The following is a 17,450-nucleotide window of genomic DNA, read 5'->3' as shown; positions in this document are numbered from 1 at the left end:
CTATTAGATTCCTTTTGCACTTGAATGGGAGGCAATCATTAGCTTGAAGATAGAAAGAGTAATGAGTAGTCAAATTCAAGCATCTAAGAGTGTTGGTTAAATGGAAGATAAAGGATTTTTTGTGATTAAGGAAATGGGAATGCCAATTAGATGAACAGCCAAAAACCTATGCCGGAAATTATATTGAAAGCTTGTTGTATGATGACGGATCAGTTCAGGAAGGCAAGTGAGGATATGACAAAGAGGGTAAAGGAGCTAAAGATGGCTATTTAGCAGAGATAGAAAAAGGGACAGTTATGTCAATAAAATATTATGGAATATATTATAAAATGTAGAAGAAAGGAAAAGGGACTCGAATATAGGAAAACAAAATATATTACTGTAAGAATTTTTAGAAAAAAATGTCATTTTACATTTACATTGCATAAATTTTCCACTAAACTTCATTATATGCCAACCTATTTCAAGAGGGAGAAAAATATGATCAATGACCTTGTTGAAAGTTGTATCATCAACTTGTTTATCATCTTGATCTGCGTACAAATTAACCATTTCTGGCACGTTAAAAGAGAAGCGGTGGAAAACAACAATTATTTGGCCGTATTTATCACGCTTGCATGCAGCCTAAGCATCAATAGGCTATTTTTTGTCTCTGAAATTAATTCATCCCTTTCATTACATGCTGGGGATTTAGTTATCATTATCGGAATACTATATGGACGTGCATGGATAGGGACCATGCTGTTTATTCTTTTAGTGGCTGTATCGGCAGTTATTCATCCGCTTCAAGGTCTTTATGCATTTTTGGCCAGTTTGCCGGCGCTGTTAATGACCCTTTATTTACGGAAAATCTATGTGAAAATCCCAATTAAAAAGAAATATACACAGGCAGTCCTGATTTCGCTGATTTCTTCTATTAGTAGTTTGTCTTTAGCGAATATTTTTTTCTCAGATGAATGGATTTGGTTTGATAGCCTGCTGTACATGCTTGTTTATGTGGGAGGATTGCTTGTACTTGTATATTATATTGAAAGTCTAAAAAGGAGCAGGATGCTGAAACGGGAAATTATTAATACCGAAAAGCTCCAGGCCGTCAGTCATCTGGCTGCCTCCATTTCCCATGAAGTACGCAACCCTTTAACCGCTACAAAGGGATTTTTGCAATTATTGAAGAGTGATGATAATTTGTCGAAAGAGAAGAAGCAGCAATTCATTGATATTGCCATTTCTGAATTAAATCGGGCAGAGAATATAATTAACGACTATCTAGCCTTTGCAAAGCCCTCCATGGAGTTACAAGAAACCATTGAAATACAATCTGAGGTTCTTAAGGTGATAGAGATTGTGAAACCGCTTGCGAATATGAATGCTGTGTTTATTCAATGTCATGTCCCCATTTTTTACGTGAACGGTGAAAAACACTTATTCCAGCAATGCTTTGTCAATCTTGTGAAGAACGCGATTGAATCGATGCACAATGGCGGTGTTTTACTTGTGAAGGCGCAGCTAGCCAAGAATGGAAAAGGTGTTAATATCACTATATCTGATACAGGCATAGGTATGGATGATGAACAGCTTGGCAGACTGGGGGAACCATATTTTTCTACAAAAGGTGTGAAAGGGACAGGCTTAGGGATGGTTGCTGTCTATCGGATTGTTAAATCTATGCACGGTTCCATTCGCGTCAAAAGTAAGCCTCTAGAAGGTACGACGTTTACCATATACTTGCCAGGACATCCAGAACATCCAGAACAATAGAAATCCCCTGCGTGAAAACTACGTGAGGGGATTTCTTTGTAAGTCAGCTCACTTAATCTCATATAAATCTGTTGGAATCGCTTTAAGAAACGGGCTTGCTTCTCCGCAGGTGAGAATATGGAGCTCATGCATGGCTCGGGTGCAGGCAGTATATAACAGATTCCGTTCATGCTCATGGCCGTATTTTTCCTTTGATGCATCAAAGAGTATGACTGCATCGAATTCAATTCCTTTTGCTAAGTATGCAGGAAGGATAAGGATCCCTTTCGTGAAACGATAGATGGATTTATCCATCAGCTGTACATCATCTTTAACCTTCAGTTGTTCATATGCTGCATCAGCTTCATTTTGTGTTTTGCAAATAATAGCGATGGTTTGGTGTCCGCCATTCTGCAAGTGTTCAAGCAGCTGGTTAATCAATCTAAAGGAAGCATACTCGTCTTCTTGCTTATACAGAACAGGGAGTGCTCCGTTTCTGTTAAAAGGTTCAATCTGAACTTGGCTTAAGATCTTGCTGCTGAAGTCGATTATTTGACGAGTGGAACGATAGCTCTTTAATAAGATGATCTTTTCCGTCTCATCCGCTGGATAAAGCTCCGGAGAGAGCAGGGTTGGCGCTCCGTAAGAATGGGTGTAGATTGCTTGATTCATATCTCCCAGTATCGTCATCCGGCAGTTTGGGAAGAGGCGCTGGATTACTTCTAGATGAAAGGCTGAGTAATCCTGTGCCTCATCGATGAATAAATGGCGGATCGTTCGATTTGATCGCGTGCCCTCAAGCTCTTCCTTGAAATACAGATACGGGGCTGCATCTTCATATGGAAGGCGATTTTGGCTGATTTCCCTCCTGGTCAGTTTTCCTATCTCCTCCCATCGTTTTGGGAGAGTGGTGTCACCTTCTATTCTTAATCGGTCAGTGATATTGTTCTGAAATAAGTCTTTGTACATCTTTTTGACATGGAGGAAACGGTGTTGCTTGATGGCAATCCGAATTGGCTTGAAATATTTATGAGTGACTTTTTTGGCAAGCTCATTTTTTTCCCGGTCAAAATCATCAAATGTATCTTCTGTGTAGGATTTTCTTTTACGCATGGATCGATATGTGCCAATATAGTCCTTTGTATCAAGTAGCTCTATTTCTTCCTCTACCCATTCGGCTTTGCGCTCTATTTTCTCTATTCTATATAGCTCCTTTAGCAGCCATTCCTTCACCGATTGAAGGCGGCTTTGAATGGATAGGGATGGGTCAAGTGAATAAAAATAGTTAGCCATTTCAGCAGATGAAATTAAGGTCTTTTGACGAAGGACAATATTTTTGAATTGAAGTCCTTCCTTGCTGAGAGATTGGATATAGCGGTCAATTAATCCCTTATATTCCAATGAATTTTTAAAACGAATGGCCTCTATTCTGGCCTCGTATAGTTCATCCTCTTTTCCTCTTAGAACATACTCCATCTGTTCAAATGGATCGCTCACCTTATAGTCCTCTCCAATAAGTTTAGCCATGTAGTCAAAGAAGGTGACTTGCTGCATATTGTCTTCCCCAAGTGAGGGGAGAACCGTAGCTGTATAGCTGCTAAATAACGGATTGGGAGAAAAGAGCAGGATATTATCTGCCTTAATTTCATGAACATGCCGGTATAGGAGATAGGCAACGCGCTGCAGGGCGGCGGAGGTCTTGCCGCTTCCGGCTGCTCCTTGAACGACTAAATATCGATTCTTGTCATTGCGGATAAGGGTGTTCTGTTCCTTTTGTATAGTGGCGACGATATTCTTCATTTGGTTGTCTGCGTTTTGGCCAAGCACTTCCTTTAGGATTTCATCGCCAATCGTGATTCCTGTATCGAACATGCTTTTCAATTGTCCGCTCTTAATAATGTACTGTCTTTTTCTTTCCATCTCGCCTGTGATGACGCCGCCTGGCGTTTCATATTGAGCTGGACCCGGTGAATAGTCATAATAGATGCTTGAGATGGGTGCCCGCCAATCATAGATGAGAAAATTCTCTTGGGCATCGTCCATAAGGGAAGAGATACCGAGATAGATGATATCTGAAGTTGGTTCTCCGTCTTCATGGAAGTCTACGCGGCCGAAGTAGGGGGAATCCTTCAGCAGACTTAACGTTTTTAGCTGCCTGTTCATATGTCCATGTGCCCGCTCACGTTCAGATAATAGCTCAGCCTGCTGGCGTATGCTTGCTAATGTCTCTACCGCATCCTCTGTGTTATCGATATTCACCGTTACATCATCCCAGAAGGTTTGTCGTATCTCGGTGACATCCTGTCTGACCCCGCCTTGCGATTCTTTTACGCTGGCAAACCGTTTCTCAATTAAGGAGATGATTTCTGCTAATCTGTCTTTTTCTGCCCGTAGTTCAATGGATTCAGATTTATTCATATGCGAACCCTCCAGGATTTTATAATTAGACTTTGTTAAACATAGATATGATTTTTTTGCAGGTGCGGCAAGCGGAAATCCGCCACCTTCTCCTGTACTTCACATTTTTAATGTTGGCCGGATATACTCCGGATAATGGCTGTTATTTGATACTCAAATGATAGTTTGTTACATTAAATATTGTTATCCTAATTATACCATTGGGTTAGAGTTATTTAGCCAGCCATGACTGGCATCTGGATTTCTAGAAAGAAGGTAAGATGATATGGAAACAAAAACATGCAATGAATCCAGGGTTGTAAAAACAAGCCGAATATTCCCAAGTGATGTGAATGACCATAACACATTGTTTGGAGGGAAGCTTATGAGTGATATTGACATGACGGCTTCCATCTCAGCGACACGCCACTGCCGAAAAGCAGTTGTAACAGCCTCTACAGATTCAGTTGATTTCTTAGCTCCTATTTCTCCGGAGGATTCTGTCTGCTTGGAGTCGTATGTAAGCTGGACAGGGAATAGTTCGATGGAAGTATTCGTTAAGGTGACGGCAGAGAATTTGATGACCGGGGAACGCAAGATAGCGGCAACTGCTTTCTTAACATTCGTTGCTATGGATGAGAGCGGCAAGCCGACGCGTGTACCTAAAGTCATTCCAGAAACAGCAGAGGAAAAGAAATTAAACGAGACGGCAGTCTTTAGAGCAGATAAGCGCAAAGAAAATCGCAAGCAAAGTAAAGAGCTGGCGGAATTCTTCACTACTAATCGTCCGTGGGAACGCTAAAAAGCAAGTACACTCTTTCAATTGGACAATATGTTTATAAAGAGAGCCTGATTCTGATATAGCTCAAAGAAAAGGAACCATCCAATTTTTTTGAATTAGCGGGTGGCTCCTTTTTGTATTCACTTCTATCTATTATTATGTTCATCAGGCTTTGCGATTTCATCGAAATGAACAGCTAGCTCATCCAGTTTGTGCGTTAAGTAGTCTTCAAGCAGTGGAAGACCGTGGCCAGTGACGGCAAATTGCGGCTTTAAGGTGTTCAGTATTCTGACAGATTCACGAGCAGCATTCCAATCAGTCGTGAAGTAGGCTGGCGGTCCGCTGATCTCCTGCTTCTGGGTGAGTACTTTGTATAATGACTCTTGTTTAACTCCGACGAAGGCATCTCCTGCAATCAGGAAGCTGTCTTCTTTGCGGAAAAGGGAGATATGGCCTGGCGTATGGCCTGGTGTATGAATCCATTCCCAGCCCGGCATATCTGGAACGGTTCCATCTGCGGGTAAAGGGTGAACCTTGTTGCCAATATCAATGCCATGATTGGGGAAGAATCGGGCGATATCCGGGACTAAACCGCCTGCAGCTTTTGTGTTGGGTTCTGGATAGTTTCTTTGTCCAGTTAAATAGGGTAGTTCAAGTTCATGTGCATAGACCGGAATATCCCATTTTTCTAACAGGGCTTCGAGAGCCCCGACATGGTCGAAATGCCCATGTGTCAGAATAATGGCTTTTGGCTTGCTTCCCTCCCCGAATCGCTTCTCAACTGCTTCGATGATTTCATCATCGGCCTTAGGCATCCCTGCATCAACTAAAACGAAATCGTCATGATTTGGCAGTCCGACCAACGTAACATTCACAATTTGGGTGTTTAATACATAAATATCTTCCTTGACCTCTATCCCCATTCCGCTCGTCAACGAGGTTAAAGGAATATATGTATGCTGGAATGTTTGCTTTGATTTTTCATCCATGGCATGCTCCTCCTTCTATTATTACTTATTTTTATTTACCCTCTTTATTTTCTTACTAACTGGAATTTCAAATCAGGTATAAAATGGTTTTAGTCCAAATAGACTGAAATGATTTTTAAAAGGTATAATAATAATTTCAGGTTATAAAATTGCCTATTCTTTAAGTTGTGATTTTAGCATGTTCAAGTATAATAAAGGGTATGGCTTTACCTTTAATTTAGGAAGAATATGGTGAGTTTACATGTCTAACAATAATCGGAATTTCACATCCAAGATCGATTACGGTCTGCTGTTCATTATTTTCCTTCTATTTGTTATGAGCTGCTTGGCTATATATAGCGCTCAGACAACGGGACAATATGGGGAGAATTTTGTCGTTAAACAAATTATGTGGTATGTGGTTGGATTGACAATCGCCTTTTTAATCATGACATTGGATGCCGACCAGCTAAAGAAAATGTCATGGTATTTATATGGCCTCGGTCTTCTTCTCTTGCTTGGTTTGATTGTTGCCCCAGAAGGCTTGGCTCCAGTTATAAATGGTGCGAAAAGCTGGTATAAACTGCCAGGGTTAGGTTCTATACAGCCTTCAGAGATGATGAAGGTCTTCTTGATTATGGCCTTATCTGCCCTTATCCAAAATCACCATGCGAAGCATCGAATCAGAACCATGCAAACAGATTTCATCCTGTTGATGAAAATAGGCTTAACAACGGGTGCGCCATTAATGCTTGTTATGCAGCAGCCTGACCTTGGGACTTCACTCGTCATGATTGCCATCATGATTGGCATGATTTTTGTTTCCGGGATAACATGGAGAATCTTGCTTCCGATGTTCGGCGGCGGATTGCTGCTGGTGGGAACGATATTCTATTTAGTCGTCTGGCATCCAGATATTATGGAAAAATACTTCCACGTGAAACAATACCAATTTGGGCGAATATATGCCTGGCTTGATCCGTATAATTACACCTCATCAGAGGGATACCAATTAATCAAATCCTTGCTGGCTATCGGTTCTGGAACAACCTCAGGGAAAGGATTTGGAAACAAAGAAGTATATTTGCCTGAGGGACATACTGACTTTATTTTTGCGGTCATTGGCGAGGAATATGGCTTCTTTGGTGCAAGCGCCGTGATCATTCTCTTTTTCATGCTCATCTATAATATGACAAAGATCGGGCTTGAGACAAAAAATGAATATAACACGTATATTTGTGTTGGTGTCATTTGCATGCTGACTTTCCATGTGTTCGAAAATATAGGGATGACGATTGGCCTCTTGCCAATCACGGGCATTCCGCTGCCATTCCTGAGTTATGGGGGGAGTTCACTCCTCGGCAATATGATGGCAATCGGGCTGATTTTCAGCATACGATATCACCATAGGAAATACATGTTTTCGACGTAATGTAAAAGGAGGGAAATATCCCTTCTTTTTTTATGGACAAAAAAGCAAAAGCTCTAAATAAGGAACTGAACAGATTAGGAGGACTTGCTGAAAGGACATATAGATGATGGATATCAGGTGACCATTGACGCTTTAGTGGAATAGGTTCAGGTCATGCGGTATATGTATAAAAGTGAATAGTATCATGTTGAAATCAGTATTTAGTAAATTTTCTATATACTCTTTTTTTATTTTGATATAATAATATGGAGTGGTGAATAGATTGTCTATGCAGAATGCAATAAGACAAAAAAGCAGTACTAATCCGTCTGTCGGCAATTGATGGGCATTGCAGAAATGTTAGATATATAAATTAAAACAAGTAAGCAGGCACAAATAGGATGAAGCGGGTGTACAAGTATGAGTACTATAATTGATGTTTTAAAGAAGAAGGAGTTGTTCTCCTGCTTGACTAAACAAGAATTAAGCGTATTGGAGCCATTTCTATATGAAAGAAAGCTCAAAAAAGGACAGTATCTTTTTTGGCAGGGGGATCCTAAGCAGCGAATGTATTATTTGTTGGAGGGGTATGTCACCCTTGAAAAATCCAATAAGCAGGGCAGTCTGCAGTACCACCAATACATAAAGAAAGATTCGCTATTTCCGTATAATGGACTGTTTGCTGATACAGACGAGTATTGCCATTCGGCTATTGCAGAAACAGATGTCCATGTTGTGTACTTATCGATAGATGTGTTTGAGGGGTTTGTGGCTAAGCATAGCCGGCTGCTTCAAAGATTGATTAAAGAGTACGGCAAAATACTTGAAGGCCAAGAGAGGCGAATTCAGCACGGTATTATTCCGAATGCGCAGGAAAGAGTGATGAATTCTATTTCATATTTAATGATGGACTTGGGTGTGGAGTATCCGAATTACATTCGAATTGATATTCCTCTTACTACAGCAAAAATATCTTCTATTTCAGGAACATCCAGAGAAACAGCTAGCATGGTCATAAATAAATTAAAACGGGAGAAGAAATTAACAATCAAAGGGAAAGTGATGTACATTCATGAACCTCAATACTTTGAAAAATTAGTTATATAGGTCTTTAAATGCAATATATTTGAAAATAGACATATTGAACCAGTATTATAGGACTAATAATATTTGGATGGAATGGAAGTGCTACAATGATTAAAGTGTCCTATAATGTATTGGGATCTGCGGTGTATCTGGTTGGATTGGCCTTAGTGCTTAAATTTCCAGGTCAGGAATCAATGGTCGGGAATCAGTTGTTCGAAGAGTTTTCGTGGACGCAAGAGGGTCTTTTCGGTCTTTCTACTGTATGGCTTGTGGCAGCTAGCATCCAATTTATTGGCGTATTGCTGCTGATCAAATGGTTCACAGATGAATATCCAACCCACAGAAGGAAATTCCGATATTTGGAGCCGTTATTCCTGATTGCAGCTGTCGTTATTCCATCTATTGCTGTAAACAATCTGTTTAAAATGGGTGAGGATGTGTACGCCTACTCTGGTCAGTCCGGTGCCGATGCGGTGCTATATCTACATGAAGAAAGCTCTTGTGCACAAAGGACCGATGGGGAAACAGTGGAGTGCTCGATTGTTCTCAGGAACTTTCAGCATCACTCACAGCAAATTAAGCTAGTATTCCCAGAGATAGAAGGCTTGCATAAAGAAAAGGTGACAACAGCCTATTTGCAACAGCGCGAAAAGAGAGCTATAAAAGTATCCTTCTCACCTGAAGAGCTGAAGCATCATGATGATATACCAAATTTTCAAATAGAAAGCTAATCAAGTGGCCTATGCCCAGTTAAATGGGGATAGGCCTTTTATGTGGTCTGAACGATGATTGGAGGAGAATGATGAAGATTATGAATAAGAAAGAGAGACATGCTTTAATTAAGAAGGTAATCACGCAAAATGAAATTAAAACACAGGAACAGCTTGTGGAAGAATTGGCAAAGAATGGGCTTGAAATAACACAGGCAACAATTTCACGTGATATTCGCGAGTTAAACCTGGCGAAATACCCTGCTAAATCAGGAGGGACAAGATATGGGTTCGTGGCAGAATATAAGTATTTAGATACGATCAAGCTGCGCAAAAAGCTGGAAGATGCACTGATTAGCATGGAGAGAATTGAATATTTCATTCTCTTAAAAACATTGCCTGGTCATGCCCAAACCATTGGAGCTGTCTTGGATGAGCTGGATTGGGAAGAAAAAGCAGGAACAATTTGCGGAAATGATACTTCCTTAATCATCTGTAAAACGAAGGAACAGGCAAAAGTGATTGAACAGCGGCTGAAAGCATTAAGCAGCTAATAAAATATGATTAATTAAAAAATTTTTTGAATAGATATTGTGTATTATACAGTTTTTTATGCAATTTCCCGATTTCAGAAAGCGTTTTCCTTAAAAAGATGATAATAAACATACGAATACCTCACTAAATATGAAGAATTTTGCGTAAAATTTCACATTTTCTATGTGAATAATTTCACGATGTATAAATAAACGGTTTCCTATAATGAACCTGTAAGATAAATCAGATGCAGGAGGTAAGTAATTTGAGTAAGCCTATTCACGTAACTTCTGAAATTGGAAAGTTGAAAACTGTAATGCTGAAACGTCCAGGATATGAAGTTGAAAACCTAACTCCGGAATATCTAGAAAGATTGCTTTTCGATGATATCCCGTATTTACCGATAATCCAAGAAGAGCATGATTATTTTGCAAAAACTTTGCAGGATGAGGGAGTAGAGGTTTTATATCTTGAAAACCTAGTAGCTGAATCATTAACCAATCCGGAAGTCAAAGATGAATTTGTCAGCCGGATGCTGCAAGAAAGTAATATGACGAGCCCTCGTACATATGAAAATCTAAAAGAATACTTATTATCATTCTCTAACCTAGACATGGTTAACAAAATCATGGCGGGTATTCGCAAGAATGAGCTTGATATTGAAAAAAGAAAACATCTGTATGAATTGATGGAAGACCACTATCCATTCTACACAGATCCAATGCCGAACCTGTACTTCACTCGTGACCCGGCAGCTGCGATTGGAAATGGTCTATCAATCAATAATATGAGAGAGCCGGCACGTCGCCGTGAATCCATGTTCATGGAGTATGTCATTAAACATCACCCTCGCTTTGCAGGACATGATATTCCTGTTTGGCTTGACCGTAATTATAATAACCCAATCGAGGGCGGCGATGAGCTTGTCTTGAGTGAAGAAGTCGTTGCAATTGGTGTATCAGCACGTACATCTGCGAAAGCCATTGAGAAATTGGCTATCAATCTATTCAAGAAACAAGACAAGGTGAAAAAAGTCGTTGCTATTGAAATTCCAAGCTGCCGTGCATTCATGCACTTAGACACGGTCTTCACAATGGTAGATCGCAATAGCTTTACGATTCACCCGATGATTCAAGGCCCTGGCGGTAAAATGAACATTTACATTCTTGAAAAAGGACAAGATGAAGAGCATGTAACAATCTCTTACCGTACAGATATTCAAGAAGCATTGAAAGAAGTATTGAATCTAACTGAATTAGATTTAATCCTTTGCGGTAATGGAGATGAAATTGCAGCTGCACGTGAACAATGGAATGATGGTTCAAACACGCTGGCAATCGCTCCTGGTGTTGTTGTTACTTATGATCGAAACTATGTATCTAACCAATGCTTGCGCGAGCATGGCATTAAGGTTATTGAAATTAAAAGCTCGGAATTATCCCGCGGTCGTGGGGGCCCACGCTGCATGAGCATGCCGCTTGTTCGTGAAGATATCTAAATATAAAAATATATCGTTCTATTATGGAAGGGGAATTAACTAAATGCTTGTTACTAAACCAGATTTCAGAGGAAAAAGTTTCTTGTGCGAAAAGGATTTCTCAAAAGAAGAGTTTGTGTATATGATAGAATTTGCTGCTAAATTGAAAGATATGAAAAAACAAGGCATTCCACACCGTTATATGGCTGGCAAAAACATTGCGCTTCTTTTTGAAAAACCATCAACAAGAACTCGCTGTGCCTTCACAGTGGCTTGCACAGATTTAGGTGCACACCCTGAATACTTGGGTAAAGATGATATCCAGCTTGGCAAGAAAGAGTCTATTGAAGATACTGCTAAGGTACTAGGCAGAATGTTTGATGGAATTGAGTTCCGCGGCTTTGAGCATTCTAAGGTAGAAATGCTTGCTGAACACTCTGGTGTTCCAGTATGGAACGGATTAACAGATATGTGGCATCCTACACAAACATTAGCAGACTTCTTGACTGTTCAAGAAAACTTCGGACACTTAGAAGGCGTGAAATTCGTTTATGTTGGCGATGGCCGTAATAATGTTGCAAACAGCTTGCTCATTGGCGGAGCTCTTGTCGGTATGGATGTGAGAATTTGCTCACCTGAATCCTTATTCCCAGAAAGCTCTATCGTTGAAATGGCTAAGGAAATGGCTCAGAAATCTGGCGGACGTGTAACTATTACATCTGATGTCGATGAAGCGGTAAATGGCGCAGATGTTATTTATACAGATGTTTGGGTATCCATGGGTGAAGAAGATAAATTCGCAGAGCGTATTGCCTTGCTTTCTCCATACCAAGTTAACATGGACATGATCAGCAAAACAGGCAATGAGAATGTAATCTTCTTGCACTGCTTGCCAGCATTCCATGATCTTGAAACTTCCTATGGCCGCAGTGTGTTTGAAAAACACGGATTGAGCGAAATGGAAGTGACAGATGAAGTATTCCGCAGCAAACACTCCAAAGTGTTTGACCAAGCAGAAAACCGCATGCACACAATCAAAGCGGTAATGGCTTTAACACTAGGAAATATTGAAGAATAACTAAAATGGGGCAGGGGCTTCCCTGCCTCCACATTTACTTTAAGAGGTGATTTTAGATGGAAGGAAATAAAAAGCTTGGACTGGTTTCGCTAATCGCGATTGTTGTAGGGTCCATGATTGGCGGAGGAGCATTTAACTTAGCCTCCGATATGGCTGGTGCTGCTTCTCCGGGTGCAAGCATTATCGGTTGGGTTATCACAGGTATCGGTATGATTGCCCTAGCTTTCTCATTCCAAAACTTAAATGAAAAGAGACCAGATCTTGAAGGCGGCGTATTCAGTTATGCCACTGCCGGATTCGGTAAATTCTTAGGATTCAACAGTGCTTGGGGATATTGGATTTCTGCTTGGCTCGGAAACGTAGCTTATGCGACACTCGTATTCTCATCCATTGGTTACTTTTTCCCAGTCTTTGAGGGCGGACAAAATATCGCAGCCATCATTGGTGCCAGTGTTTTGTTATGGGTTGTTCATGGTCTCGTATTAAGAGGCGTACATTCAGCTGCACTCGTTAATATCGTGACAACTATCGCTAAGCTCGTTCCGATTTTCTTATTCATTATTATCGGGATTTTTGCGTTCAATGCTGATATCTTCATTGATGACTTCTGGGGTACAGGAGCAGGCTTCCAATTCTCTGATGTCATGGCTCAAACGAAAAGCACAATGCTTGTAACTCTTTGGGTATTCATTGGTATTGAGGGTGCGGTTGTTCTATCTTCTCGTGCTAAAGACAAAAAAGACGTTGGTAAAGCGACTGTCATTGGTTTGATCGGGACGCTTGCTATCTATGTGTTAATTTCCTTCATGTCTATGGGGGTTATGCATAGAGCAGATGTGGCTGGATTAGCTAACCCGTCAATGGCGTATATTTTTGAGGAGATTGTCGGACCTTGGGGAGCAACGTTCATTAACCTTGGCTTAATCATCTCTGTACTTGGTGCATGGCTTGGCTGGACTTTGCTAGCCTCTGAGATTCCATATCTAGCTGGTAAAGAAAAGCTATTCCCTTCTTGGTTTGCTAAAGTAAATAAAAATGGAGCACCAGCAAACTCACTATGGTTAACAAATGGATTAATCCAAGTGTTCTTATTAACATTCCTTGTTTCTGAACAAGCGTACAATTTTGCATTCTCTTTAGCGTCATCTGCTATTTTAATTCCATATGCCTTTACAGCATTCTATCAATTGAAATATTCCATTCAAGACAAAGCAGCCGATCGCGCAAAAAATCTCTTTGTCGGAATCGTGGCAAGCGTATATGCTATCTGGATGGTTTATGCCGCGGGTGTAGGTTACTTATTATTAACTATGCTGCTGTATGCACCAGGCATCGCTATTTACTATCTCGTTCAAAAAGAGGCGAATGTGAAACAAGTATTCACGAAAACAGACTTGGCGATTTCTGCCGCACTTATCGTCTTTGCGGTTGCAGCCATCTATGGATTGGTCACTGGAGCCATCACTATTTAATCTCATTCGCTTGAAACATTAGACATGGTAGGAGGAATACTTTGATGAAAAGGCAAAAGATTGTTATTGCTCTTGGGGGAAACGCCATCCAATCAGGAGATGCGAGTGCCAAAGCTCAGCAAATGGCGCTTGAGAAAACAGCTGAGCAGCTTGTCGGTCTAGTTGAAGCCGGAAATGATATTATCATTTCACACGGAAATGGTCCGCAAGTCGGTAATATTCTTCTTCAGCAAAAGGCTGCTGACTGCGAGAAAAATCCAGCAATGCCTCTTGATACATGCGGAGCAATGTCTCAAGGAATGATTGGTTATTGGCTTGAAAATGCAATGGATAAAGCATTGGCCAAAAGAAAGATTGAGAAAGAGGTTGTTGGCATTGTGACACGCGTAGTCGTGGATGAAAATGACCCAGCCTTCATCAATCCGACAAAACCGATTGGACCTTTCTATACAAAAGAAGAAGCTGAAAAAATGATTTCTGAGACAGGCGCTTCTGTTAAAGAGGACGCAGGACGCGGATGGAGAAAAGTAGTTCCTTCACCAAAACCAATCAGCATTCAAGAACATAGAAGCATCAATACACTTGTTGAAGATGGCAAAATCGTCATTTCAACAGGCGGCGGCGGAATCCCAGTTGTCGTAAAGGATGGAGAGTTAGTAGGTGTAGAGGCTGTAATCGATAAGGATTTTGCCTCAGAGAAGCTTGCTGAACTTGTTGATGCGGATATCCTTCTTATCCTTACAGCTGTTGATAATATCTACATCAATTACAATAAGCCGAACCAGCAATTGCTTGATAAGGTTGGCACAAGTGATTTGAAAGGATATGCGGAGGAAGGGCAATTTGCACCTGGAAGCATGCTTCCTAAGGTTGAAGCGGCCATTCAATTCGCTGAATCAAGGGAAGGCAGAACTACAATCATCACCTCTCTTGATCAAGTGGTAGCAGCCCTTGAAGGAAAAGCAGGCACAAGGGTATCTATGGAATATAATAAAATGTACTCTGCCTGATTAGGCAAAAAACATTACATGACGGGGCTGTCCCATGAGTCATTGAAGAATGACTTTGAGGGACAGCCTCATCTTTATTTTTTGAATTGATTATTTTGGCTGTTTACCTTCCCGTGGTGCTTTTCGGCATGCGGTCCGGCATTGCCCTTCACGCTTGCTGCGCTCACTCCTGCCTTTGATGGATCTTTCTTTAATCTGGCCATTGATGAATCACCTCCGTTTATAGCTTTCACCAAATGCATAAAACAAAAATGCCCTATTTATGGTTTTTTCGTTGCAGAATTTACAGAAATCTCTTATATTTATAAATATAGGATATTTGTTTCAAATTTTTTTGAGTCAAAAATGAATGAGCATTCATTCAAATAAAAGGGGGATTAATGTTGGACCTTCAAATTAAAAAAGTAGCCGTTTTAGGCTCCGGAGTAATGGGCTCTGGCATCGCGGCACATTTAGCAAACATCGGTATTCCGGTTAAGCTATTAGATATCGTTCCTAGAGAACTTACCGGAGACGAACAAAAGAAAGGGCTGACTATTGAAGACAAGCAAGTCCGTAATCGATTGGCCCAAACCGCGATTCAAAAATTATTAAAGCAAAAACCTGCACCACTGACATCCAAGAAAAATTTATCGTTAATTGAAGCGGGAAATTTTGAAGATGATTTGCCGAAAATCGGCGACTGTGACTGGATCATCGAGGTTGTTGTCGAAAGACTCGATATTAAGCAAAGCGTATTTGCGCAAATTGATAAATATAGAAAGCCCGGCACTATCGTCAGCTCCAATACATCAGGTATCTCTATTGAAGCAATGGCTGAAGGACGCTCAGAGGATTTCCGAAAACACTTCCTTGGAACTCACTTCTTCAATCCTCCGCGCTATCTGAAATTATTGGAGATCATCCCAACCAAGGATACAGACTCAGAGGTTCTCCAAGCGATGAAATTATTTGGGGAAGATGTTCTCGGCAAGGGTGTTGTTGAGGCGAAAGACACTCCTAACTTCATCGGTAACCGGGTTGGAACATACGGTTTACTCGTAACCGTTCGTGAAATGATTGAAAGGGGTTACAGTGTTGGCGAAGTTGATTCTGTAACAGGCCCATTGATTGGCCGTCCTAAGAGTGCTACCTTCCGGACTCTTGATGTGGTTGGATTAGACACATTTGCGCACGTAGCAAAAAATGTCTATGACAATGTCAGTAATGAGGAAGAGAAAAAAGTATTTGAAGTACCTGAATTTATGACGAAAATGCTTGAAAATGGCTGGCTCGGAAGCAAATCAGGCCAAGGCTTCTACTTAAAGAAGGGCAAGGAAATCCTTGAGCTGGACCCATCTACGCTTGAGTATACAGAGCGTAAGAAATTGAAAGCGCCATCACTTGAAAGGGCTAAGCAAGAAAAAGGGGCTGCCCGTAAGTTGAAAGCACTGATTTACGCGGATGATCGGGTTGGCGAATTGCTGTGGAATGTCATCAGTCCGACGCTCGTCTATTCGGCTGAATTACTTGGCGAGATTGCGGATACAATCGTGGCGATTGACCAGGCCATGAAATGGGGCTTCGGCTGGCAGCTAGGACCTTTTGAAATCTGGGATGCCATCGGTGTGGAGAAGTCCGTTGCGAAAATGGAGGAAGAGGGAGTCTCAGTTCCTGTTTGGGTGAAGGAAATGATTGAGAATGGCCATACATCCTTCTATAAAGAAGGAGAAAATGGCACGCTCTTTTATACGGATGGGGACTACAAGGAAGTAGCTGTAAATGAGAAAGTCATTAATTTGAAACAGCTGAAAAAGCAAAAAGGCGTCATCAAGAAAAATAGCGGCGCAAGCTTAATTGATCTTGGAGATGGAGTCGCCCTGCTTGAATTCCATTCACCAAATAACGCAATTGGCTTTGATATTATCCAAATGATCAATTACGCGATTGATGAAGTTGAGAAAAATTACAAAGGCTTGGTAATCGGAAACCAAGGCAAGAATTTCTGCGTTGGCGCGAACTTGGCTATGATTTTGATGGAAGTGCAGGATGACAATATTTTCGACGTGGATATGATTATCCGTCAATTCCAGCAGGCTATGATGAAAATCAAATACAGCCGCAAGCCGGTAGTTGCTGCACCGCACAATATGACACTTGGAGGAGGGGCAGAGATTTGTTTGCCTGCTGCGAGAATCCAAGCTTCCACAGAAACATATATGGGACTTGTAGAAACAGGAGTCGGCCTGCTTCCGGGAGGCGGCGGTAATAAGGAATTGTATATCAAACATTTAGATAATCTGCCAAATGGCGTTGATTTTGATTTGACGCAAATCGCGATTAAAGTCTTTGAAACAATTGCCACTGCTAAGGTATCTACTTCTGGGGAGGAAGCACGAGACAATAACTTCCTAAGCGCGGCAGATGGAATAAGCGTTAACCCAGATCATCAATTATATGATGCGAAACAGGCTGTCCTTGCGTTAGCTAACACAGGCTATAAGGCGCCAGCTCGTAAGAAAATCCCTGTTTCCGGTGAACCTGGATATGCAGCCTTGCTGCTGGGAGCACAAACGATGCTTTACTCGGGCTATATTTCTGAGCATGATTTAAAGATTGCTCAAAAGATTGCCTATGTTCTTGCAGGAGGAAAGGTTCCTTACGGGACTGAGGTCGATGAGCAGTATTTGCTTGATCTTGAGCGCGAAGCCTTCATCAGCCTTGTACAGGAAGCAAAATCACAAGCCCGTATGCAGCACATGCTCGTTAAAGGAAAACCATTACGTAACTAAGCGTAAATCAATAAATGA

At 41.1% G+C, this 17,450-nt stretch carries 14 protein-coding genes; 11 read left to right on the top strand and 3 right to left on the bottom strand.

Annotation, left to right across the window (positions count from 1 at the left end):
* Positions 1–480 precede the first annotated feature (480 nt).
* Positions 481–1,758 (top strand): ATP-binding protein, encoded by a 1,278-nt coding sequence (locus tag CYL18_RS10690; RefSeq protein ID WP_161497124.1) that lies wholly within the window; start codon positions 481–483, stop codon positions 1,756–1,758.
* A 48-nt stretch (positions 1,759–1,806) separates the two neighbouring features.
* Here the strand turns inward: CYL18_RS10690 and helD are convergent, their stop codons facing one another.
* Complete coding sequence (gene helD / locus CYL18_RS10685; protein WP_104849497.1) at positions 1,807–4,155, bottom strand: RNA polymerase recycling motor HelD; 2,349 nt, start codon at positions 4,153–4,155, stop codon at positions 1,807–1,809.
* 265 nt (positions 4,156–4,420) lie between these two features.
* Between helD and CYL18_RS10680 the strand changes: the two genes are divergently transcribed.
* Positions 4,421–4,936 carry an acyl-CoA thioesterase gene (locus CYL18_RS10680; RefSeq protein ID WP_104849496.1) on the top strand — a complete coding sequence of 172 codons (516 nt, stop codon included), beginning with the start codon at positions 4,421–4,423 and terminating at the stop codon, positions 4,934–4,936.
* A 125-nt stretch (positions 4,937–5,061) separates the two neighbouring features.
* On the opposite strand, the gene CYL18_RS10675 is transcribed toward CYL18_RS10680, so the two are convergent.
* Positions 5,062–5,904: an MBL fold metallo-hydrolase gene (locus CYL18_RS10675; RefSeq protein WP_104849495.1), complete on the bottom strand. Its 843-nt coding sequence runs from the start codon at positions 5,902–5,904 to the stop codon at positions 5,062–5,064.
* A gap of 241 nt (positions 5,905–6,145) precedes the next feature.
* Between CYL18_RS10675 and CYL18_RS10670 the strand changes: the two genes are divergently transcribed.
* The 8 genes from CYL18_RS10670 (at position 6,146) to arcC (ending at position 14,661) form a co-directional block, all read left to right on the top strand.
* Positions 6,146–7,315 (top strand): FtsW/RodA/SpoVE family cell cycle protein, encoded by a 1,170-nt coding sequence (locus CYL18_RS10670; RefSeq protein ID WP_104849494.1) that lies wholly within the window; start codon positions 6,146–6,148, stop codon positions 7,313–7,315.
* 399 nt (positions 7,316–7,714) lie between these two features.
* Positions 7,715–8,401 carry a Crp/Fnr family transcriptional regulator gene (locus tag CYL18_RS10665; protein ID WP_104849493.1) on the top strand — a complete coding sequence of 229 codons (687 nt, stop codon included), beginning with the start codon at positions 7,715–7,717 and terminating at the stop codon, positions 8,399–8,401.
* Between the two features lie 86 nt (positions 8,402–8,487).
* Positions 8,488–9,111, top strand: a complete 624-nt coding sequence (locus CYL18_RS10660; protein WP_104849492.1) for a hypothetical protein — start codon at positions 8,488–8,490, stop codon at positions 9,109–9,111.
* A gap of 68 nt (positions 9,112–9,179) precedes the next feature.
* Positions 9,180–9,644 carry an arginine repressor gene (gene argR, locus CYL18_RS10655; protein WP_236636381.1) on the top strand — a complete coding sequence of 155 codons (465 nt, stop codon included), beginning with the start codon at positions 9,180–9,182 and terminating at the stop codon, positions 9,642–9,644.
* A gap of 245 nt (positions 9,645–9,889) precedes the next feature.
* Complete coding sequence (arcA, locus tag CYL18_RS10650) at positions 9,890–11,122, top strand: arginine deiminase (RefSeq protein WP_104849491.1); 1,233 nt, start codon at positions 9,890–9,892, stop codon at positions 11,120–11,122.
* A 43-nt stretch (positions 11,123–11,165) separates the two neighbouring features.
* A complete protein-coding gene (argF, locus tag CYL18_RS10645; protein WP_104849490.1) occupies positions 11,166–12,179 on the top strand; it encodes an ornithine carbamoyltransferase in 1,014 nt (337 codons plus the stop codon).
* Positions 12,180–12,235: 56 nt separating this feature from the next.
* Entirely contained in the window at positions 12,236–13,651 is a 1,416-nt protein-coding gene (gene arcD / locus CYL18_RS10640) for an arginine-ornithine antiporter (RefSeq protein ID WP_104849489.1), read from the top strand.
* Positions 13,652–13,695: 44 nt separating this feature from the next.
* A complete protein-coding gene (arcC, locus tag CYL18_RS10635) occupies positions 13,696–14,661 on the top strand; it encodes a carbamate kinase (RefSeq protein WP_104849488.1) in 966 nt (321 codons plus the stop codon).
* A 74-nt stretch (positions 14,662–14,735) separates the two neighbouring features.
* Here the strand turns inward: arcC and CYL18_RS10630 are convergent, their stop codons facing one another.
* Positions 14,736–14,864 (bottom strand): YuzL family protein, encoded by a 129-nt coding sequence (locus CYL18_RS10630; protein WP_104849487.1) that lies wholly within the window; start codon positions 14,862–14,864, stop codon positions 14,736–14,738.
* Positions 14,865–15,041: 177 nt separating this feature from the next.
* Here CYL18_RS10630 and CYL18_RS10625 point away from each other — a divergent pair, with 177 nt between their 5' ends.
* Positions 15,042–17,432, top strand: coding sequence for a 3-hydroxyacyl-CoA dehydrogenase/enoyl-CoA hydratase family protein (locus CYL18_RS10625; RefSeq protein WP_104849486.1), 2,391 nt, complete (start codon positions 15,042–15,044; stop codon positions 17,430–17,432).
* Positions 17,433–17,450: the final 18 nt, after the last annotated feature.

Origin of the sequence: Pradoshia eiseniae, assembly GCF_002946355.1 — a bacterium.
Classification (GTDB): domain Bacteria; phylum Bacillota; class Bacilli; order Bacillales; family Pradoshiaceae; genus Pradoshia; species Pradoshia eiseniae.
This window is presented reverse-complemented; position numbering and strand designations above follow the sequence as displayed.

Excerpts from the sequence above, each read along its gene's own strand:
- CYL18_RS10675 (WP_104849495.1), bottom strand. The coding sequence starts at position 5,904 with ATGGATGAAAAATCAAAGCAAACATTCCAGCATACATATATTCCTTTA.
- CYL18_RS10670 (WP_104849494.1), top strand. The coding sequence starts at position 6,146 with ATGTCTAACAATAATCGGAATTTCACATCCAAGATCGATTACGGTCTG.
- CYL18_RS10660 (WP_104849492.1), top strand. The coding sequence starts at position 8,488 with ATGATTAAAGTGTCCTATAATGTATTGGGATCTGCGGTGTATCTGGTT.
- argR (WP_236636381.1), top strand. The coding sequence starts at position 9,180 with ATGATGAAGATTATGAATAAGAAAGAGAGACATGCTTTAATTAAGAAG.
- argF (WP_104849490.1), top strand. The coding sequence starts at position 11,166 with ATGCTTGTTACTAAACCAGATTTCAGAGGAAAAAGTTTCTTGTGCGAA.
- helD (WP_104849497.1), bottom strand. The coding sequence starts at position 4,155 with ATGAATAAATCTGAATCCATTGAACTACGGGCAGAAAAAGACAGATTA.
- CYL18_RS10630 (WP_104849487.1), bottom strand. The coding sequence starts at position 14,864 with ATGGCCAGATTAAAGAAAGATCCATCAAAGGCAGGAGTGAGCGCAGCA.
- CYL18_RS10665 (WP_104849493.1), top strand. The coding sequence starts at position 7,715 with ATGAGTACTATAATTGATGTTTTAAAGAAGAAGGAGTTGTTCTCCTGC.
- arcD (WP_104849489.1), top strand. The coding sequence starts at position 12,236 with ATGGAAGGAAATAAAAAGCTTGGACTGGTTTCGCTAATCGCGATTGTT.
- CYL18_RS10625 (WP_104849486.1), top strand. The coding sequence starts at position 15,042 with ATGTTGGACCTTCAAATTAAAAAAGTAGCCGTTTTAGGCTCCGGAGTA.
- arcC (WP_104849488.1), top strand. The coding sequence starts at position 13,696 with ATGAAAAGGCAAAAGATTGTTATTGCTCTTGGGGGAAACGCCATCCAA.
- CYL18_RS10690 (WP_161497124.1), top strand. The coding sequence starts at position 481 with ATGATCAATGACCTTGTTGAAAGTTGTATCATCAACTTGTTTATCATC.
- CYL18_RS10680 (WP_104849496.1), top strand. The coding sequence starts at position 4,421 with ATGGAAACAAAAACATGCAATGAATCCAGGGTTGTAAAAACAAGCCGA.